This is a genomic window from Rhodanobacter sp. C03 (assembly GCF_002001175.1).
GTDB lineage: Bacteria > Pseudomonadota > Gammaproteobacteria > Xanthomonadales > Rhodanobacteraceae > Rhodanobacter.
Map to the genome: position 1 here is coordinate 50,467 of NZ_MUNT01000005.1, position 18,483 is coordinate 68,949.

The following is an 18,483-nucleotide window of genomic DNA, read 5'->3' on the forward strand; positions in this document are numbered from 1 at the left end:
CCGCTCCCATGGCTGCCATCTCTTCCGACGCCGCACCCGCCGATGCCGCTCCGCTGAAGCCACTGCAGGGCGGCATGCTGGCCCTGATGACGATCGCCGTCGCGTTCAGCACCTTCATGGAAGTGCTGGACATGACCATCGTCAACGTGGCCGTGCCGCATATCGCAGGCAGTCTGGCGGTAAGCCCAAGCGAGGGCACCTGGGCGATCAGTTCGTATTCGATGGCCAGCGCGATCATGCAGCCGCTGACCGGCTGGATCGCCAAGCGCTTCGGTGAAGTACGCACCTTCGTCTTCTCGGTGATGCTGTTTGTGGTGTTCTCGATGCTGTGCGGCCTGGCCACCAGCATGCCGATGCTGGTGGTGGCCCGCCTGCTGCAGGGTGCCGGCTCCGGTCCGATGGTGGCGCTGGCGTTGTCCTTGCTGCTGGCCAACTACCCCAAGAGCAAGCAGGGCATCGCGCTGGCGCTGTGGGCGATGACCGTGGTGATTGCGCCGGTGCTGGGACCGATCCTGGGCGGCTGGATCACCGACAATTTCACCTGGCCGTGGATTTTCTACATCAACCTGCCGGTTGGTATCGGTGCCGCGGTGACCACCTGGTTCCTGCTGCGCAAGCGTGAATCAAAGACGGTGAAGGCACCGATCGATGTGATCGGCCTGGTGCTGCTGGTGGCGGGCATCGGCTGCATGCAGTTCATGCTGGACAACGGCAACGACCACGACTGGTTCGCCTCGCCGATGATCCTCAGCCTGGGACTGATCGCCGTGGTGAGCCTGTGCTTCCTGGTTGCATGGGAGCTCAATGCAAAGCATCCGGTGATCGATCTCACGCTGTTCAAGCAGCGCAATTTCACCATCGGCGTCAGCGCCATGTCATTCGGCATGTTGGCGTTCTTCGCGATCAACGTGGTGTCGCCGCTGTGGCTGCAGACTACTCTGGGCTTCACGGCCAGCTGGTCGGGACTCACCAGCGCCTGGGTCGGTGTGCTCGCCTTCGTGCTGTCGCCGGTGGTCGGCAGCATGCTGGGCAAGTTCGACCTGCGCGCGATGATCACGATGGCTTTCGTGATACTTGCGGGCACCTCGTTCTGGCTGTCCACCTACGACAGTGGCGCTTCCTACGGCAGCATGGTGTGGCCGCGACTGGTGATGGGCCTGGGCATTCCGCTGTTCTTCATCCCGCTGAACCAGATCTACCTGTCCGGCCTGCCGGCAGACCAGATTGCCAGCGCCTCGGGTCTGGCCAACTTCTTCCGCACGCTCGGCTCCAGCGTCTCCACGGCCCTGACCGTGACGCTGTGGCAGCACCGCACCGAATTCCATCACGCTTCGCTGACCGAGAACATCACCGCCGCCTCGCCCGCAGCGACCGGATTCCTGCAGCAATTGAAAAGTGCCGGACTGGCTGGCCAGCGCGGCCTGACTGTGGTCGATCAGCTGATCAGCCGGGAAGCCGCCACGCTGGCGGTCAACGATGTGTTCTGGCTGTGCTCGGTCATCTTCATCCTGATGATTCCGCTGCTGTGGTTCGCCAAGCCACCGTTCGGCAGTGCCGGTGGTCCGGGAGGACATTGACCGAATGCTGCAGATTGTTGCAGTGATTGGGCTGCAGCATGAATGCCCGGCGACGACTGGTGCGGCGCAATATCTTCTGCTAGCGTTCGCCGCATGGCACAAACTAAACGCACCATCAAGAAGTACCCGAACCGGCGTCTCTACGACACGGAAATCTCCAGCTACATCACGCTCGAGGAAGTCCGTCAGCTGGTGCTGGACAACGAGGATTTCGAAGTCCGCGATGCCAAGTCCGGTGAGGAGCTGACCCGTTCGGTCCTGCTGCAGATCATCTCCGAGCACGAGGACAAGGGGCAGCCGATGCTGTCGCCGCAGTTGCTCAGCCAGATCATCCGTTTCTACGGCGATTCGCTGCAGGGTTTCATGGGACCCTATCTGGAGCGCAGCCTGCAGGTGTTCCTGGACCAGCAGACCCAGTTCCGCAGTCAGCTCAACAGCCTGATGGGGCAAACCCCGTGGAACACGCTGAATGATCTGACCGAGCGCAACATGGCGGCATTCCAGGCGATGCAGCGGGGGCTGATCGACACCGCCGCCAAGGTGATCCCGACGCCAGCTGCCAGCGGCCGTAGCAGCAGCAAGAAGTCCGGCTGATTCCAGCCCCACGACGGCGCGTCTGACGCGCCGTTTGATTGTTGCATCCCGGGTCGAGCGCTGCAGCACAGCATGTGTTGCCTTGCCGCATGATCGAAACCAAGGGGACAAAAACCCATGAGCGAAGCTGCTCTCCCGAAGTCAGCTCTCACAAAGCGTGTGGCAGTGGTTACCGGCGGCATCGGCGGACTCGGCACGGCGATCTGCCACCAGTTGGCCCAAGCCGGCTGCAAGGTGATCGCGGTGGATCTGGCCGCACGCGATGAGCGCGTCGCAGCATTTCGCCAGGAACTTGCTGCTTTCAACGGTGCAATCACTTTCGCGGCCGCCGACGTCAGCAACTTCGACGACTGCCAGCAGTTGACCGCGCGCATCGAGCGGGAACATGGCAGCGTCGACGTGCTGGTCAACGCCGCCGGCATCACCCGCGACGCCAGCCTGCGCAAGATGTCGCCGCAGCAATGGCACGAGCTGATGCGGGTGAATCTCGACGGCGTGTTCAACATGTGCCGCAACGTCGTCGACGGCATGACCACGCGTGGCTTCGGCCGCATCGTCAACATCAGTTCGGTGAACGGACAGACCGGCCAGTTCGGCCAGACCAACTACTCCGCCGCCAAGGCCGGCGTGCACGGCTTCAGCATGGCGCTGGCGCGCGAGACCGCGCGCAAGGGCGTCACGGTGAATACCGTATCACCGGGCTATTGCGATACGCCGATGGTCGCCGCCGTGTCCGCCGAGATCCGCGAACAGATCATTGCCGACATCCCGGTCGGCCGCCTCGGCGCACCGAACGACATCGCCCGCGCGGTGAACTTCCTCGCCGCCGACGACGCCGGCTACATCACCGGCGTCAACCTGCCAGTCAACGGCGGCTATTTCATGAGCTTCTGAGCGATCCCGGCACTGCCGGGATTGCAGTTGCGTGCTGCTTGCGGAACAGTGGGTGGATTCCCTCCAAGGATCGCAGCATGGCGCAGCAAACCATCACCCTCATCGGCGGCGGCCTGGTCGGCGCGCTGCTGGCGCAGCAGCTGGCGCAGCGCGGTTTTGCCGTCGAGGTCTACGAGAAGCGTCCCGATCCCCGCCTGGCTGGATTTCTCGGTGGCCGTTCGATCAACCTGGCGCTGGCCGAACGCGGCCTGCAGGCGTTGCGCACGGCGGGCCTTGCCGACGACGTGCTGCAGCGCGCAGTGATGATGCGCGGTCGCATGGTGCACACCCGCGATGGTGACACTGGCCTGCAGCGCTACGGCGTCGACGACAGCGAAGTGATCTGGTCGGTCTCGCGCGGTGCGCTGAACATGCTGCTGCTGGATGCCGCCGAGACGGCTGGCGTGCAGTTTCATTTCGGCCAGTCGCTGGTACATGCCGACTTCGAGCACCAGCGCATCCGGCTGGCCGATGCATCAGGCGTGGAACGAGACTTTTCGGTCGGCATGCTGATCGGTGCCGATGGCGCCGGCTCCGCGATGCGTGAGGCGATGAATGCGCACAGTCCGCTGGGCGAGCGCATCGAGTCGCTTGGCCACGGCTACAAGGAGTTGGAGATTCCGCCGGCCGGTGAACTGCCTGCCACCGTGCTGCAGCATAGCGGCGGCCACGATCAGTTCGCGCTGGAGCCGCACGCGCTGCATATCTGGCCGCGTGGCGGCTACATGTGCATCGCGCTACCGAATACCGAAGGCAGCTTCACCGTCACCCTGTTCCTGCCGGCCCAGGGCGCGGCGCCGAGTTTCGCTACCCTGCCCAATGCAGCGGCAGCCGCCGCATTCTTCAGCGAACAGTTTCCGGGTCTGCTGACGCTGATCCCACGCTTCAGCGAAGATTTTGACAGCCACCCGGTCGGCACCCTGTCCACGCTGTATCTGGATCGCTGGCATCTGGACGGTCGCGCCTTGCTGATCGGCGACGCCGCCCACGCGATCGTGCCGTTCCACGGCCAGGGCATGAACTGTGGTTTCGAGGACACCGTGGTACTGGCGAACCTGCTGGCCGCTGCGCCGAACGACAGTGCCGAGGTGTTCGCCGAATTCCAGCGTGTACGCCAACCCAACGCGAATGCGATCGCCGCGATGGCGCTGGAAAACTACGTCGAGATGCGCGACTCGGTCGCCGACCCGCACTATCTGGCCAAGCGCGAACTGGGCGCGCTGCTGGCCACGCGCGCGCCTGAGCACTACATGGCACGCTATCGGATGGTCACCTTCACCCATCTGCCCTACGCCTACGCACTCGAACGCGGTGAGGCGCAGGACGCGCTGCTGGAGCAATTGCTGCACGGATCGACCCGCGCAACGGACGTTGATCTCGACGCTGCGGTAAATCTGCTCAGGACCAGCCTGCCACCGTTGCCGCCGCTGCGGCATGGATAAGGCGCTGCTCGACGAGTTCCGCACCACCGACTACCTCGTCTGCCTCGACGAAGTGGAGGTCGCTCCAGCGCATTCGACAATCGCTCCCGGCATTGCTCTACCTCCGACATCCCTGCCGTCGCCTGCGCCCGCGACACTGGCCCATCCATGGGCGACGTGGGCCAGCATTCGCATCGACCAGTCGCTGCCGGAGTCACTCCAGACCCTGGTCGGCGCCCGCTCATGGGGGTTCATCACGGCATGGAATCCCCGCTCGGAAAGGCGCGTGGCTGAGGACAACCTCACCGCGCAACGCGAGCTGCTGACCGCGTTGCGCTCATGGCCGGAAGCGGTGATCTATCCCGCGATCGGGATCGGTACCAACGGCTGGAGCGAACCCAGCCTGTTCATCATCGGTCTGGATACTGCCGCACTGGATGCGCTTGGTCAGCGCCACGAGCAGAACGCTTATGTGCACGGCCACGGCAACGCAACGGCCAGCCTGCGCCTGTTGCGCTCCTGAGCCAGCGGCAGCGCGCCGCATGGACAAGCACCATGGGCATTGCGGACAATCGAGGCAATGACCGCCGCCCACACCGCTGTGCCCCTGCTCGAAGCACGGGGCTTGAGTTTCCTTCGCCAGGACGAACCGGTGTTCGCGCCGCTGGATTTCCACCTGCATGCAGGGGAGCTGGCCTTGGTCGAAGGCGACAACGGTAGCGGCAAGACCACCTTGCTGCGCATCCTCGCCGGCCTGCTGTATGTCGGCGAAGGCGAGTTGCGCTGGCGCGGCGAACCGCTGCAGCGCGCCACCTGCGTTGGCGAGATCCTGTTCCTCGGCCATCAGCTCGGCCTCAAGGCCGATCTCAGTCCACGCGAGAACCTGCAGATCGCTGCTGGCCTGTTCGGTTGCCGCGACGGTGTCAGCGTGGCGATGGTGCTGGATCAGATCGGCCTGCGCGGCTACGAGGACGAACCGGTGCGCCGACTGTCCGCCGGCCAGAAGAAGCGCGCCGCGCTCGCGCGACTGCTGTTGCTGCCAGCCACGCTGTGGCTGCTCGACGAGCCCTACGCCAACCTCGACCGCATCGGCATCGCCCTGGTCAATCAACTGCTGGAAACGCACACCGCTGCCGGTGGTGCTGCGCTGGTCACCAGCCACGGCGCGGTGAGTTTCCATGGCGGCGAACCGCGGCATATCCGGATGCACGCATGAACCGTCCGGGCCTTGCCACCGCCTGCGTCGCGATGCTGCGGCGCGACCTCACCCTGGCCTGGCGTCGGCGCGGCGATATCGCGATGCCGGTGCTGTACGCGTTGATCGTGACAATGCTGTTCCCGTTTGCGCTGGGGCCGGAGGACACCCTGCTGCAGCGGATCGCCGGCGGCGTGGTGCTGGTCACCGTGCTGCTGGCGATGCTGCTGGCGCTGGATGCGATGTTCTCCAGCGATATCGAGGACGGCTCGCTGGAACAACTGGTGCTGGCGCCGCAGCCGCTGGCGCTGATGCTGGGCATGAAGATCCTCGCCCACTGGCTGACCACCGCGCTGCCGCTGATCGTGATCGCGCCCTTGCTGGCCGCGATGCTGCACCTGCCCGGCGCGGTGATTCCTGTGCTGCTGCTGGCGTTGCTGCTGGCCACGCCACTGCTCAGTCTGCTGGGCGCCGTGCTGGTGGCGCTGACGGCCGGCACCCGGCGCTCTGGTATGCTGTTGGCCTTGATGTTGCTGCCTTTGTGCGTGCCGGCCATGATCTTTGCCGCCGGCGCCGTGGCGGCCGCCCAACAGGGACTGCCGTGGCTCGCGCCGATCGCCTGGCTCGGTGCTGCCGTGGTGCTGGCCGTGGTGCTGGCGCCACTGGCATGCGCAGCGGCCCTTCGTATTGCTCTGGACGCTTGATTGGTCATGTCTAGCTGGATTCCCCTCTGGTTGCACAAGCTCGGCTCACCACCGACGTTCTACCGATTTGCCGGCACGCTGCGACCATGGGCGATGCTTCTGGCTTTGCTGCTCGGTGCAGTCGCGCTGTATGGCGGCCTGGTGCTGGCACCGGCCGATTACCAGCAGGGCGATGCCTACCGGATCATCTTCATCCACGTGCCAAGCGCCGAGATGAGCATGTTCATCTATGCGGTGATGGGCGTGGCCGCGTTCATCGCGCTGGTGTGGCGGATCAAGCTGGCGGAAGTGGTAGCAATGGAATCGGCGCCGATCGGCGCGGCGTTCACCTTCATCACCCTGATCACCGGCTCGCTATGGGGCAAGCCGATGTGGGGCACCTGGTGGACGTGGGATGCACGGCTCACCTCCGAGTTGGTGTTGCTGTTCCTGTTCCTCGGCGTGATCGGTCTGTATCACGCATTCGAAGATCGTCGTCAGGGCGCACGCGCCGCCGCGTTCCTGGCGATCATCGGCATCATCAACGTGCCGATCGTGCATTTCTCGGTGAACTGGTGGAACACCCTGCACCAGGGCAGCACCATCAACATCTTCGGCAAGTCGAAGATGTCCTGGGACATGCTGTGGCCGCTGCTGACGATGATGCTGGCGACCAAATTCTATTATGCGGCCAGCCTGTTCAATCGCGTGCGCACCGACCTGCTGGCACTGGAAGGCGGCAAGGACTGGGTGCGCCAGATCGCCGAAAGCGAGGCACGTTCATGAGTGCCTTGCAGACGTTTTTCGCCATGGGCGGATACGCCGCCTATGTATGGCCGGCCTATGCAGTGTTCTTCATCGTGCTGATCGCCGACACCATCGCTCCCGGCGTGCGTCGCCGCCGGGTGCTGCACGAACTTCGCGCCAGGCTGGCGCGTCAAAGCCTGCGCCAGAATCGCAACTCTCCTGCCCCGCCGTCGCCCTGACCGGAACGGCTCACGACCATGCCCATGAATCCCACCCGTAAACGCCGGCTCACCATCGTCGTCCTGATCGCCGCCGCCGCCGCGCTGGCGGTCGGCCTGGGCGTATATGCGTTGCAGAACAACATGAACTACCTGCTCACGCCGAGCCAGGTGCAATCGGGACAAGCCACCGATTACAAGACGTTCCGCCTGGGCGGGATGGTCAAGGCCGGCTCGATCCAGCGCAGCAGCGATTCGCTCAAGGTCACCTTCACCGTGGTCGATGCCGGCGGCGCGATGCCGGTCGAGTACACCGGCATCCTGCCCGACCTGTTCCGCGACAACCAGTCGGTGATCGCCACCGGCCACATGGACGGCGCCCGCTTCGTCGCCACCGAAGTGCTGGCCAAGCATGACGAGACCTACATGCCGAAAGAGCTGAAGGATGCGATGGCGAAAGCGCACGCGGACAAGAAAGTCGGCGAAGAATCCGCGCAGGGCGACATGCCATGACCCCGGAACTCGGCCAGCTCGCGCTGATCCTCGCCCTGCTGCTGGCGCTGGCACAGGGCATCTTGCCGATGCTTGGAGCGTGGCGTGGCAACCGCGCGCTGATGGCAGTGGCGCGTCCGGCTGCGGCGGGACAGGCGGTGTTCGTGGCGCTCGCGTTCGGCATCCTGGTGTGGGCGTTCGTGCATTTCGATTTCTCGGTGCAGTACGTGGCCGACAACTCGAATCTGGCGCTGCCGTGGTACTACCGCATCGCCGCGGTATGGGGCGCGCATGAGGGTTCGCTGCTGCTGTGGATCTTCATCCTCAACGTGTGGACGGTGGCGCTGGCCGCGTTCAGCCAGAAGCTGCCGGAAGTTTTCGCCGCACGCGTGCTGGCGGTGATGGGCCTGATCGCGGTGGGTTTCCTCGCCTTCATCATCTTCACTTCGAATCCGTTCGGACGGCTGCTGCCGATGCCGGGCGACGGTGCCGATCTGAACCCGGTGCTGCAGGACCCGGGCATGACGTTCCACCCGCCGGTGCTGTACACCGGCTACGTCGGATTCTCGGTGGCGTTCGCGTTCTCGATCGCCGCCCTGCTCGGCGGCGGCTTGGAACAGGCCTGGGTGCGCTGGGCGCGCCCATGGACGAATATCGCCTGGGCTTTCCTCACTCTTGGCATCGTCGCCGGCAGCTGGTGGGCGTATGCGGAACTGGGCTGGGGCGGCTGGTGGTTCTGGGATCCGGTGGAAAACGCCAGCTTCATGCCGTGGCTGGTCGGCGCGGCGCTGATCCACGCGCAAGCGATCACCGAGAAGCGCGGTGGCTTGCGCGCCTGGACGATCCTGCTGTCGATCTTCGCGTTCTCGCTCTCCCTGCTCGGCACCTTCCTGGTGCGCTCGGGCGTGCTCACCTCGGTGCATGCGTTCGCCTCCGATCCGCGCCGCGGCATCTTCATCCTGATTTTCCTGACCATCGTGGTTGGAGGCTCGCTGCTGCTGTACGCGCTGCGCGCACCGAAGGTCGCCAGCGGCAAGCCGTTCAAGCTGGTCTCGCGCGAAAGCGCCCTGCTGATCGGCAACCTGATGTTCGCGGTCGCCGCCGCGATGGTGTTGCTCGGCACCTTGTTCCCGCTGATTGGCGATGCGCTGAACCTGGGCCGGATCTCGGTCGGGCCACCCTACTTCGGCTTCCTGTTTCCGTTGCTGATGCTGCCGGTGGTGCTGTTGCTGCCGTTCGGGCCGTTCCTGCGCTGGGGCAAAGGTGACGCGTCGGCGCTGAAGCAGGTGCTGCTGCGTGCCGGCATCGCCGCTGCGGCCTGCGCGATCGTGGCTGTTTTCTTCGTCGATGGTCAGCTCAAGGCGATCGCCGGCGTGGCCGCCGCCGTCTGGATCATCGCTGGCGTGCTGCTGTATGCATACAAACGCTGGCGCGAGATGCCGCGTGGCCGGCGTTACCCGGCTGAGATGGCCGGCATGCTGCTGGCGCATCTGGGCGTAGGCGTGTTCGTGGCCGGCGTGCTGCTGTCCGAGTCGCTCAGCGTGACCAGCGACGTGCGGATGGCGCCGGGACAGACCGAACACATCGGCGGCTACGACTTCCGCTTCGACGGCGTGCATCGCGCCAGCGGAGCGAACTGGCGTGCCGACCAGGGCGTGATCACGGTGACCCGCGATGGTCGCCAGCTCACCGTGATGCATCCGCAGAAGCGCACCTACCTGCGCGGCCAGGTGCAGACCGAGTCGGCGGTGGACGCCGGCATTTTCCGCGACCTGTATGTGGCGCTGGGTGAGCCGATGGATGCGAACAAGGTCGAGGATGCCTGGTCACTAAGGCTGTACTACAAGCCATTCATTCGCTGGATCTGGGGTGGCGGCCTGTTGATGATGCTGGGCGGCTTTGTCTGCGCTGCCGACAAGCGCTTCCGCATCAAGCGCGCAGCTACTGAGGTCGTAACGGCCGAAAGTCTGCAGGTGCAGGAGACGCATGCATGAACCGGTTGCTGCCGTTCATCGGCTTCATGTTGCTGGTGGCATTGTTCGGCTTCGGCATCTGGTGGAACTCCCGGCACGACCCGAATGCGATCCCGACACCACTGTTGAACAAGCCGGCGCCTGCGTTCGTGCTGCCCAAGCTGTATGAGCCCACGCAGACGGTGAGCAAGGCGGACTTGCTGGGCAAACCCTACCTGCTCAACGTGTTCGCCAGCTGGTGCGTGGAATGCGGCGCGGAGCATCCCATGCTGGAAGCCGAGGGTCCGACGCTGGGCGTGCAGCTGGTCGGCTACAACTACAAGGACGCGCCAGCCGATGCGAAGCGCTGGCTGGCCGAACACGGCGATCCCTACAACCTGCTGATTGCCGATGAGCCGGGCAACACGGCGATCGACTTCGGCGTATACGGCGCACCGGAAAGTTTCCTGATCGATGGCAAAGGCGTGATCCGCTACAAGCATATCGGTCCGCTGACGCCTGATGTGGTCGCCAGCGAACTGAAGCCGGCGATCGCGGCGTTGCAGCAGGAGACACCGTGATGCGGCTTTCTTCTTCCTGTCCCACAGGGACTCCCTGCGGTCGTGGGAGCGGCTTCAGCCGCGACAGCTCTTCGCACGGTAGATCAACAGCATCGCGGCTCAAGCCGCTCCTACAGGTTCTGTTCGTGGCCCTTCTGGCATTTGCCGGCGTGACCCACGCGCAGGCGATCGAGCCGATGCCGTTCGCCGACCACGCGCAGGAACTGCGCTTCCAGCACCTGACCCAGCAGCTGCGCTGCCCGATGTGCCAAAACGAGACGCTGGCCGATTCCAACGCACCGATCGCACGCGACCTGCGCAACCAGATCTTCCAGTTGATGCAGCAAGGCAAGAGCGACGACGAGATCAAGCAGTATCTGGTCGCCCGCTATTCCGATTACGTGCTGTACGACCCGCCACTGAAACCCGGTACCTGGCTGCTGTGGTTCGGCCCGCTGCTGATCCTCTGTGGCGGCGCCGGCGTGGTGCTGGTCGCGATCCGCAGACGCGGCCGCGACGGCGGCACCTCCGATAAAACCACTGACAGTATGCCGCTCGACAACGAACCGGCCGACAACGGGGACGACTGGTGAAGATCGTGTTTTCCATCGCCGCTGCAGTGATGATCGCTGTGGCGCTGGCCGCCTTGCTGCTGCCGCTGGTACGACAAGGCCGCAAGTCAGGACGCTCGCGCGGCGTGTTTGCGCTGACGCTCGCGATTGCCTTCGTGCTGCCACTAAGCGCGGGCGCGCTGTACCTGCTGGTGGGTACACCGACCGCGCTGAATGGCGTCTCCGCCGAGGCCGAACGGCCACTCACCTTGTCGCAAGCGATTGATGAACTGCGCGCCCACTTGGTCCAGCAACCGGGCGATGTGCAGGGCTGGATGCTGCTGGCACAGACCAGCACCATGCAGCGCGATCCGGCCGCGGCGCGCGACGCCTACGACCACGTGCTGAAGCTCGCCCCCAACAACGCCGAGGCAATGGTGGGCTGGGCCGAAAACGATTCGTTGACGCGCAGCGACCATATGCTCGAAGGCCGGGCGCTGGAGCTGCTCAAGCGTGCCGTGCAGTTGCAGCCGGACAGCCAGCGCGGCCTGTGGCTGCTCGGCATCAGCGACTTCCAGCATGGCCAGTATCACGATGCCGCCGCTACCTGGCGCGTGCTGCAGCCGCAGCTGGAACCGGGCTCGAAGGTCGCCCAGGCGGTGGCTGAGCAGATCACCGTGGCCGATGCCCGTGGCGGCGGCGCGCCGGCTGATGCGTCGACCGCAGCCCCGGCTGCCGCCCCGCAAGGCGCGGCGTTGCAAGTACAGGTTTCGCTGGCAGCGGCGCTCAAGGACAAGGTTGCTGCGGGCGACACCCTATTCGTCTACGCCCGCGCCCAGAACGGCCCCCCCATGCCTCTTGCTGTGGCCAAACTCGACGCCAGCCAGCTGCCCACCAGCGTCACACTTACCGATGCGATGGCAATGACGCCAGCGCTGAAACTGTCGTCGGTCTCTCACGTCTTCGTCGGCGCGAGGATCAGCCACAGCGGCCAGCCGATCGCCCAATCCGGCGATCTCGAAGGCGATGCCGGCATCGTCGCGGTGGACCGCAAGACGCCGATCACGATCCGTATCGACAAGGTGCATTGATGAGCCAGGACGCGCGCCGCTATTTCAGCCTGCCCTCGCCGTTCGCGATGAAACGCGGCGGCGCACTGCACGGCGCGCATGTCGCCTACGAAACCTGGGGCACGTTGAACGCCGCGCGCGACAATGCCGTGCTGGTGCTGACCGGCCTCTCGCCCAGCGCGCACATGACCTCCTGCACCACCGATCCCACGCCCGGCTGGTGGGAAAACATGGCCGGCCCGGGCAAGGCGATCGACAGCTTGCGCTGGTTCGTGATCTGCGTGAACTCGCTGGGCAGCGACAAGGGTTCGACCTGCCCTGCCTCCATCGACCCGGCTACCGGCGAGCCATATCGACTGACGTTTCCCGAGCTGGCGCTGGAGGACGTGGCCAACGCCGCGCACGCCGCCGTCAGCAGCCTCGGCATCACCCAACTGGCCTGCCTGATCGGTTGCTCGATGGGCGGCATGAGCGCGCTGGCGTACATGCTGCTTCATCCCGGTAGCGTGCGCGCGCATATCAGCGTGGACACCGCGCCGCAGGCGCAGCCGTTCGCGATCGCGATCCGCTCGCTGCAACGCGAGGCGATCCGGCTCGACCCGCAGTTCAACGACGGTCAGTACGACATTCACGCCACGGAAGGCGGCAACTATCCCGACCTGGGCATGAGCATCGCACGCAAGCTCGGCGTGATCACCTATCGCTCGGCGATGGAATGGAACGGTCGCTTCGCGCGCATCCGGCTCGACCCGGAACAGCGCGACGAAAATCCGTTCGGCCGCGAGTTCCAGGTCGAGTCGTATCTGGAAGGCCATGCCCAGCGCTTTGTGCGCAACTTCGATCCAAACAGTTATCTGTACCTCTCGCGTGCGAGCGACTGGTTCGACATCGCCGAATACGGCCATGGCAGCGTGCTGGAGGGACTCAAGCGCATCCACATCGAACAGGCGATGGTGATCGGCGTCAGCACCGACATCCTGTTTCCGCTGCAGCAGCAAGAACAGATCGCCGAAGGCCTGCAGGCAGCCGGCGCCGAGGTGGAATTCGTGGCACTGGATTCGCCGCAGGGCCACGACGCGTTCCTGGTCGATATCGAGAACTACAGCCGTGCCATCGGCGGCTTCCTGAACCGGCTGCAGGCCGCTTAACTGATGCGCTGGTAAGATAAGCGGCATCACGCACCACCCGAGACCATCATGCTCACCCTGGATTTCCCCGGCAGCCGTACCCTGATCGACGCGATCGACGCCGCTGTGGCCAAGCCGACCACCCACGAGCTCACCGACAGCCTGCGCAACAGCCTGTGCAAGCTGATCCGCGACAACGAAGTGAAGCTGCCCGATTGCGTGTTCGAAGCCAATCCGGAGCACTACGCCCGCCGCGAGCTGTACCGCAGCGACGAGCACGGCTACTGCGTGGTGGCGATGACCTGGGGCCCGGGCCAAGGCACACCGATCCACGATCACGACGGCATGTGGTGCGTCGAGGGCGTGTGGAACGGCGCGCTGGAGATCGTGCAGTACGAATTGCTGGAACACGACGCGCAACGCTACTGCTTCCAGCCGGTCGGCTCGATCCAGGCCGGCGCCGGCTCGGCCGGCAGCCTGATCCCACCGCACGAGTACCACAGCATTCGCAACCCCAGCGACAGCGCCGTCACCGTCAGCCTGCACATCTACTCCGGCCCGATGCTCCGCTGCGCGGTGTTCCAGCCGTTGCCGGAAGATCGCTGGTACGGGCGCAACGTGCGTCAATTGGGTCTCGACCGCGTGCACTGAACCCGGCATAATGCACCGCTCACATGCCGGTGTGGCGGAATGGTAGACGCGGCGGACTCAAAATCCGCTGGCAGCGATGTCGTGTAGGTTCGAGTCCTATCACCGGTACCAGTTATTGAAAACCCCGCCAAGTGCGGGGTTTTTCATGTCTGCCCTAAGCTCACGCAGCTTAAGGCTCGCGCAGCACGCAAAAGCCACCCCGGCCGATGCACATGCTGCCATCGGAGACCTTCGCGATAAGAGTGGCTCACTGATCCCTTTGGTTGCTACCAACTCGAAGAAAAGCGTGGAGCGCCTGAGACCTTCCAAATAACCCGACCATCAGCCTGCGTCGCCCATACCGGCAGGGAAAGGTATCCGACCATGGGGCATGGCAGGCCAGAGCCCGTCGTCTCGCATTGTTGCCTGGTGGTACCTGACGGTATATTTGACGAATCACCACATACCGTCTCAAGGTTACCGTCATGCCGCTTACCGACATTGAAATCCGAAGAGCCAAGCCGGCAGATAGACCTCGGAAATTGGCAGCCGGCGGAGGCCTGTACCTACTGCTGAACCCGAACGGCTCGCGCTACTGGCGGTTGGACTATCGGTTTGCGGGAAAGCGCAAGACCATCAGCATGGGGACCTATCCCAAGACTGATCTGAAGCAGGCTGAGGGCAAACGAGACGAGGCACGCAAGCAGTTGGGCGCTGGTATCGATCCCGGCGAACACAGGAAGAACCAAAGAGCAGGCGATACCGGACGCTCAGCGAATAGCCGTGCACCGATCGCACGCGCTTCGAACATGCCAAAAACGATTCATGACAAGGTGAACAACCCAAGACCCTTGGCAGCGCTTGGCATCGACGATATGGAAGAGCGTGCCTATCGCGCGCTCATCGTCCATCGGATCGCGACCGTGGAGGAAATCGCCAACTTGCTTGCCCTGTCGCCGCGCAAGGCCCAGCGGCTGCTCGACACTATCGAGAGCAAGGGGCTGGCAACCTACTCACAGGAACGACCACCACGCTACATCGCCACCCCTCCGGAATTCGCCGTCGAGGCATTGGCCAGTCAGCGCCGGGCAGATATAGAACGTGCATGCTTAACGATACCGGAGCTGAAGGCGCAAGCCATAAGCGCAGCTTCCAGCGACGGTCAACAGATTGTGGAAGTCATCACCAACCGTGCTGCCCTTGGCCAGATATTGATGCATCTGCATCAAACGGCTCAGCATGAAATGATCGGCTTTCAGCGCGCACCCAGTTTGTATCCCAACCACGGCAAGAGAGCGCACGTCGGCGTTCACATCCGAACCATCTCCGATGCCAGCTATATCGAAATGCCTGGTGCTCTGAATTCGATCCGACAGGTCATGAAGATGGGGGAGGAGGCGAGATTCTTCTCCGCGTTGCCGGTCAAGATGGTCATTGTGGATCGACGCATCGGCCTCATCCCATTGAAAACCGACGACCCGAATGGCCCCATCATGTTGCTGCGATCTTCCGCATTGCTCGACGCACTGTGCGCGCATTTTGAGTTTATCTGGGAACGAGCAACACCCATCGTGTTCACGCAAGCTGGAGAATGGAAGGCTACAAAACCCACGACGCGACTGTCGGAGGCAGCCGGGCAGTTGATACCCCTGCTTGCCGCAGGGCTCAACGACAAGGCGATTGCCCATGAATCGGGAATGTCCGCGGCAACGCTCAACCGACGCATTGCCGAACTCATGAAGTCGTCTGGCATACGAACGCGGTTCCAGTTGGGCTGGCGTGCAGCCATGGACGCGTATCCGAACAGATCGCCGCAACAGCAAACGGCAAGTGTGGATGCAGCCGCAGAGTAGCCGTTGGAGTGATTGACGCATTTTTTCAATGAAAGAAATCAGACAGCACTTTTCATTGTGCGCCTCGCCCGACCATGCACATACTCGGTCCACGCGATAGGAATCAAGCCGCCGGTGCAGGGCCTGACGCCCCCTTTATCGCGTATTCCAGATGCGCAGCGATTTACGCTCTGGGGATAGGCGGGATGCCTGAAATGTTATTGCTGGACCCTTGTGTGTTCGCTGAACCCTTGCGCGGCTGAATACCGACGGGGATGTGGTCGAGTTTGTCCCATTCGATGGAAATGCCCATGAAACGGCGATCACTTGTCGTGTTCCTTCGCGGCCGTGATCGATCGATTTCACGCATGGTTGTGCCCAGGCTATTGGGAATAGCCGATGCAAAGGCAGCTTGGCGAGGGGATGGGGAATGGCGCCAACCGGCGTTGCGGCATTTTTTTAATCTTGTCTGATTTCTTTGAAGAGGTAGTCATGAACCATGGTCGTTTGATCTTGCGTGCATCCATCGTGGCGGCACTCGCCACGACATCTGCATTGGTATTCGCGAATACGATAGACACCTCAGGGGCCCTGCCAACTGCCGGAATCAGCGGCATCGAGGCGCCTCGGGTCACCCAGGCTGTCAACATCAGCAATCTCGTTACGGTTCCAAAGTCCCACCTTGCTTTTGTTGACAAGGCGTCGTCGAAAGCGCCGCTGGCCAATACATTCACCATGAATCACCTGCAGCTGGTGCTGAAGCCTAGTGCGCTTCGCACGGCAAGCCTGGAGGCGCTGATCGCCAATCAGCACAATCCCAACTCCCCCCAGTTCCAGAAGTGGATGACACCGCAGCAGTACGGTGAGCAGTTCGGCGTAATCGATAGTGATATTGCCGCGGTGACCTCGTGGCTCACCTCGCAGGGATTTACCGTCAATAGTGTGTATCCAAACAAGACACAGATCGATTTCAGTGGAACCGCGGCGCAGGTGAACCAGGCGTTCCATACCCAGGAAAACATCTACACGGTCGGCGAAGAAAAGCACTTGGCCAACGCCGGCGACATCCGGGTCCCCGCCGCGCTGCAATCGGTGGTGGCGGGCGTGATGGGCTTGAACGACTTCCATCCGGCTCCGCTGCTCAAAAAGTCCCGGATTGCCAAGTGGGACGCGTCCAAGAAGGGTTACGTACTCAGGAAAGAGGTCGGCGCAAGCGCAAGTGCAAACCCAATCAGTCAGGCCGTCACCCCCGTTGGCGGGACTGCCCGTGGCTTGGCACCCAATGACATGGCTACGATCTATGGCATCAAGACGATACGCGCCAACGGCGTGACCGGCAAAGGCATCAACATTGCCGTTGTCGAGGATGGTGACATGGTGCCGGCGGACTGGGCCAATTTCGTCAGCGTGTTCAATCTCGGCCAGTATGGCGGCACGTTCAGCCAGATCAATCCGGCCCCGCCCAGCGGCACCAGCAATTGTGCCGACCCCCAAATAGCAGGCCCTACTTTTTATTTCGGCGAGTCTGGGGAGACCCTGCTTGATGCGGAATGGGCAACCGCGATTGCCCCTGGCGCGAACATCACGGTCGCTTCCTGCTCCGACTACAACACAAATTATACCTATGCGAGCAGCAACGCCTTCGGTGGCGTTTTCATCGCGGCGGATAATCTGATCAATGCCAGCAGCGGCCGCCCCGATGTCATCAGCGCCAGCTATGGTTATGGTGAGCAAAATGTCGATGCCGCCAGCAAATCGGCGATTGACGCCATGTGGGCGCAGGCTGATGCCGAGGGTATCTCGGTGTTCGTGTCCACCGGTGACTCCGGCTCCAACCCGAGTTTCAACGGCTCAACTATCAATAACCAATCTGCTGTCGATGCGAATGCGTTTGCGACCTCAGCACACGACACAGGTGTAGGCGGGACGGATTTCGCCGATGTGCTGGATGGCACTACCAGCCAGTACTTTGCCCCTACTCCGAGCGTTGTGGGTGGTTCCGCGTTGTCCTACGTGCCGGAGATTCCGTGGAATGAGTCCTGCGGCAACGGCGTCGCCGCGAAGGCCAATGGCTTCAGCAGTGCTATCCCGTTCTGCCTGGAAGCCCTGAAGTGGGATCCCGATGGTTACTACGTGACATCTGAGGCCGGTAGCGGCGGCCCCTCGTCGATGGATGCCAAGCCGGCATGGCAGCGTCAGATCTACAACTCGGCGAAGGATCAGTCGCGCGATCTCCCTGATGTATCGCTGTTTGCAGGCTCCTTCGGCGATGCTACCTGGGCGATCGTATGCACGAGCGCCTATCCGTGCGCTCCGGGTTTCTCCACGCCCATGGTATTCAGTGGCGGCACCTCGTTGGCTTCGCCGATGTTTGCCGGTATCCAGGCGCTGGTCGATCAAGGTCTGCAAGCGCGTGGCCTGCCGGTCGATCAGGGCAATGCGGCGCCCACACTGTATGCGCTGGCGGCAAGTGAATACGGCAACGCAACGGGACCCGTGCCGGCCAGTCTGGCCACCTGCAATGCCGACAACGGTGCCACAGGGACATCAAGCTGCGTGTTCCACAATGTCACGCGCGGCTCGATTTCCAGTCAATGCGTGGAGTTGCATGGGTATGTGGATGGCGTGCTCGAAGAGCTCTCAACCCCCAACTGCTATTTCTATGCGTCGCCCTTCAATGGTCAGGTGCTTCTTGGATTGACGAGTACGGAGTCTACCCCCACCAGCTACACAGCAACCAACAAGGCATTTTCGGCACAACCGGGCTGGAGCTTTGCTTCTGGTCTGGGGTCAGTGAATGCCACGAACCTGCTGATGGCATGGCGTGCGTTCGTGCATGCCCCGGCCGCAGTGGCGGCTTCCAACTGATCCTGGTCTGACTGCAGCGCGACATAGGTGATG

18 protein-coding genes and 1 tRNA gene are annotated in these 18,483 nt (G+C 63.2%); all 19 read left to right on the forward strand.

Annotated features, from left to right (window positions below):
* The first annotated feature begins 8 nt into the window (after positions 1 to 8).
* Complete coding sequence (locus B0E48_RS07060; protein WP_077517320.1) at positions 9 to 1,577, forward strand: DHA2 family efflux MFS transporter permease subunit; 1,569 nt, start codon at positions 9 to 11, stop codon at positions 1,575 to 1,577.
* A gap of 93 nt (positions 1,578 to 1,670) precedes the next feature.
* Complete coding sequence (gene phaR, locus B0E48_RS07065; RefSeq protein WP_077517321.1) at positions 1,671 to 2,171, forward strand: polyhydroxyalkanoate synthesis repressor PhaR; 501 nt, start codon at positions 1,671 to 1,673, stop codon at positions 2,169 to 2,171.
* 117 nt (positions 2,172 to 2,288) lie between these two features.
* Positions 2,289 to 3,065, forward strand: coding sequence for an acetoacetyl-CoA reductase (phbB, locus tag B0E48_RS07070; protein WP_077517323.1), 777 nt, complete (start codon positions 2,289 to 2,291; stop codon positions 3,063 to 3,065).
* 77 nt (positions 3,066 to 3,142) lie between these two features.
* On the forward strand, positions 3,143 to 4,546 hold the full coding sequence (locus tag B0E48_RS07075; protein ID WP_077517325.1) for an NAD(P)/FAD-dependent oxidoreductase: 1,404 nt from the start codon (positions 3,143 to 3,145) through the stop codon (positions 4,544 to 4,546).
* Positions 4,539 to 5,048, forward strand: coding sequence for a DUF3293 domain-containing protein (locus B0E48_RS07080; RefSeq protein WP_077517327.1), 510 nt, complete (start codon positions 4,539 to 4,541; stop codon positions 5,046 to 5,048). Before B0E48_RS07075 ends, B0E48_RS07080 begins: the two co-directional genes overlap by 8 nt.
* 57 nt (positions 5,049 to 5,105) lie before the next feature.
* Complete coding sequence (gene ccmA / locus B0E48_RS07085) at positions 5,106 to 5,741, forward strand: cytochrome c biogenesis heme-transporting ATPase CcmA (RefSeq protein WP_077517329.1); 636 nt, start codon at positions 5,106 to 5,108, stop codon at positions 5,739 to 5,741.
* On the forward strand, positions 5,738 to 6,424 hold the full coding sequence (gene ccmB, locus B0E48_RS07090) for a heme exporter protein CcmB (RefSeq protein WP_077517331.1): 687 nt from the start codon (positions 5,738 to 5,740) through the stop codon (positions 6,422 to 6,424). The genes ccmA and ccmB overlap by 4 nt, the downstream gene beginning before the upstream one ends.
* A gap of 6 nt (positions 6,425 to 6,430) precedes the next feature.
* The gene (locus tag B0E48_RS07095; protein WP_077517661.1) at positions 6,431 to 7,189 is read left to right on the forward strand and encodes a heme ABC transporter permease; all 759 of its coding nucleotides are present in this window, start codon (positions 6,431 to 6,433) and stop codon (positions 7,187 to 7,189) included.
* Positions 7,190 to 7,194: 5 nt separating this feature from the next.
* A complete protein-coding gene (gene ccmD / locus B0E48_RS07100; protein ID WP_174566727.1) occupies positions 7,195 to 7,389 on the forward strand; it encodes a heme exporter protein CcmD in 195 nt (64 codons plus the stop codon).
* A 24-nt stretch (positions 7,390 to 7,413) separates the two neighbouring features.
* Positions 7,414 to 7,881: a cytochrome c maturation protein CcmE gene (ccmE, locus tag B0E48_RS07105; RefSeq protein ID WP_174566724.1), complete on the forward strand. Its 468-nt coding sequence runs from the start codon at positions 7,414 to 7,416 to the stop codon at positions 7,879 to 7,881.
* Positions 7,878 to 9,854, forward strand: a complete 1,977-nt coding sequence (locus B0E48_RS07110; RefSeq protein ID WP_077517337.1) for a heme lyase CcmF/NrfE family subunit — start codon at positions 7,878 to 7,880, stop codon at positions 9,852 to 9,854. Before ccmE ends, B0E48_RS07110 begins: the two co-directional genes overlap by 4 nt.
* Positions 9,851 to 10,393, forward strand: a complete 543-nt coding sequence (locus B0E48_RS07115; protein ID WP_077517339.1) for a DsbE family thiol:disulfide interchange protein — start codon at positions 9,851 to 9,853, stop codon at positions 10,391 to 10,393. The genes B0E48_RS07110 and B0E48_RS07115 overlap by 4 nt, the downstream gene beginning before the upstream one ends.
* A gap of 176 nt (positions 10,394 to 10,569) precedes the next feature.
* A complete protein-coding gene (locus B0E48_RS07120; protein ID WP_254423896.1) occupies positions 10,570 to 10,965 on the forward strand; it encodes a cytochrome c-type biogenesis protein in 396 nt (131 codons plus the stop codon).
* On the forward strand, positions 10,962 to 12,014 hold the full coding sequence (locus B0E48_RS07125) for a hypothetical protein (protein ID WP_077517343.1): 1,053 nt from the start codon (positions 10,962 to 10,964) through the stop codon (positions 12,012 to 12,014). Before B0E48_RS07120 ends, B0E48_RS07125 begins: the two co-directional genes overlap by 4 nt.
* Positions 12,014 to 13,141 (forward strand): homoserine O-acetyltransferase, encoded by a 1,128-nt coding sequence (locus B0E48_RS07130; protein ID WP_077517345.1) that lies wholly within the window; start codon positions 12,014 to 12,016, stop codon positions 13,139 to 13,141. Before B0E48_RS07125 ends, B0E48_RS07130 begins: the two co-directional genes overlap by 1 nt.
* Positions 13,142 to 13,189: 48 nt before the next feature.
* Positions 13,190 to 13,771 carry a cysteine dioxygenase family protein gene (locus tag B0E48_RS07135; RefSeq protein ID WP_077517347.1) on the forward strand — a complete coding sequence of 194 codons (582 nt, stop codon included), beginning with the start codon at positions 13,190 to 13,192 and terminating at the stop codon, positions 13,769 to 13,771.
* A 25-nt stretch (positions 13,772 to 13,796) separates the two neighbouring features.
* Positions 13,797 to 13,882 (forward strand) — tRNA-Leu (locus tag B0E48_RS07140).
* 353 nt (positions 13,883 to 14,235) lie between these two features.
* Complete coding sequence (locus B0E48_RS07145) at positions 14,236 to 15,603, forward strand: integrase arm-type DNA-binding domain-containing protein (RefSeq protein WP_077517349.1); 1,368 nt, start codon at positions 14,236 to 14,238, stop codon at positions 15,601 to 15,603.
* A gap of 378 nt (positions 15,604 to 15,981) precedes the next feature.
* Complete coding sequence (locus B0E48_RS07150) at positions 15,982 to 18,450, forward strand: protease pro-enzyme activation domain-containing protein (protein WP_077517351.1); 2,469 nt, start codon at positions 15,982 to 15,984, stop codon at positions 18,448 to 18,450.
* Positions 18,451 to 18,483 lie beyond the last annotated feature (33 nt).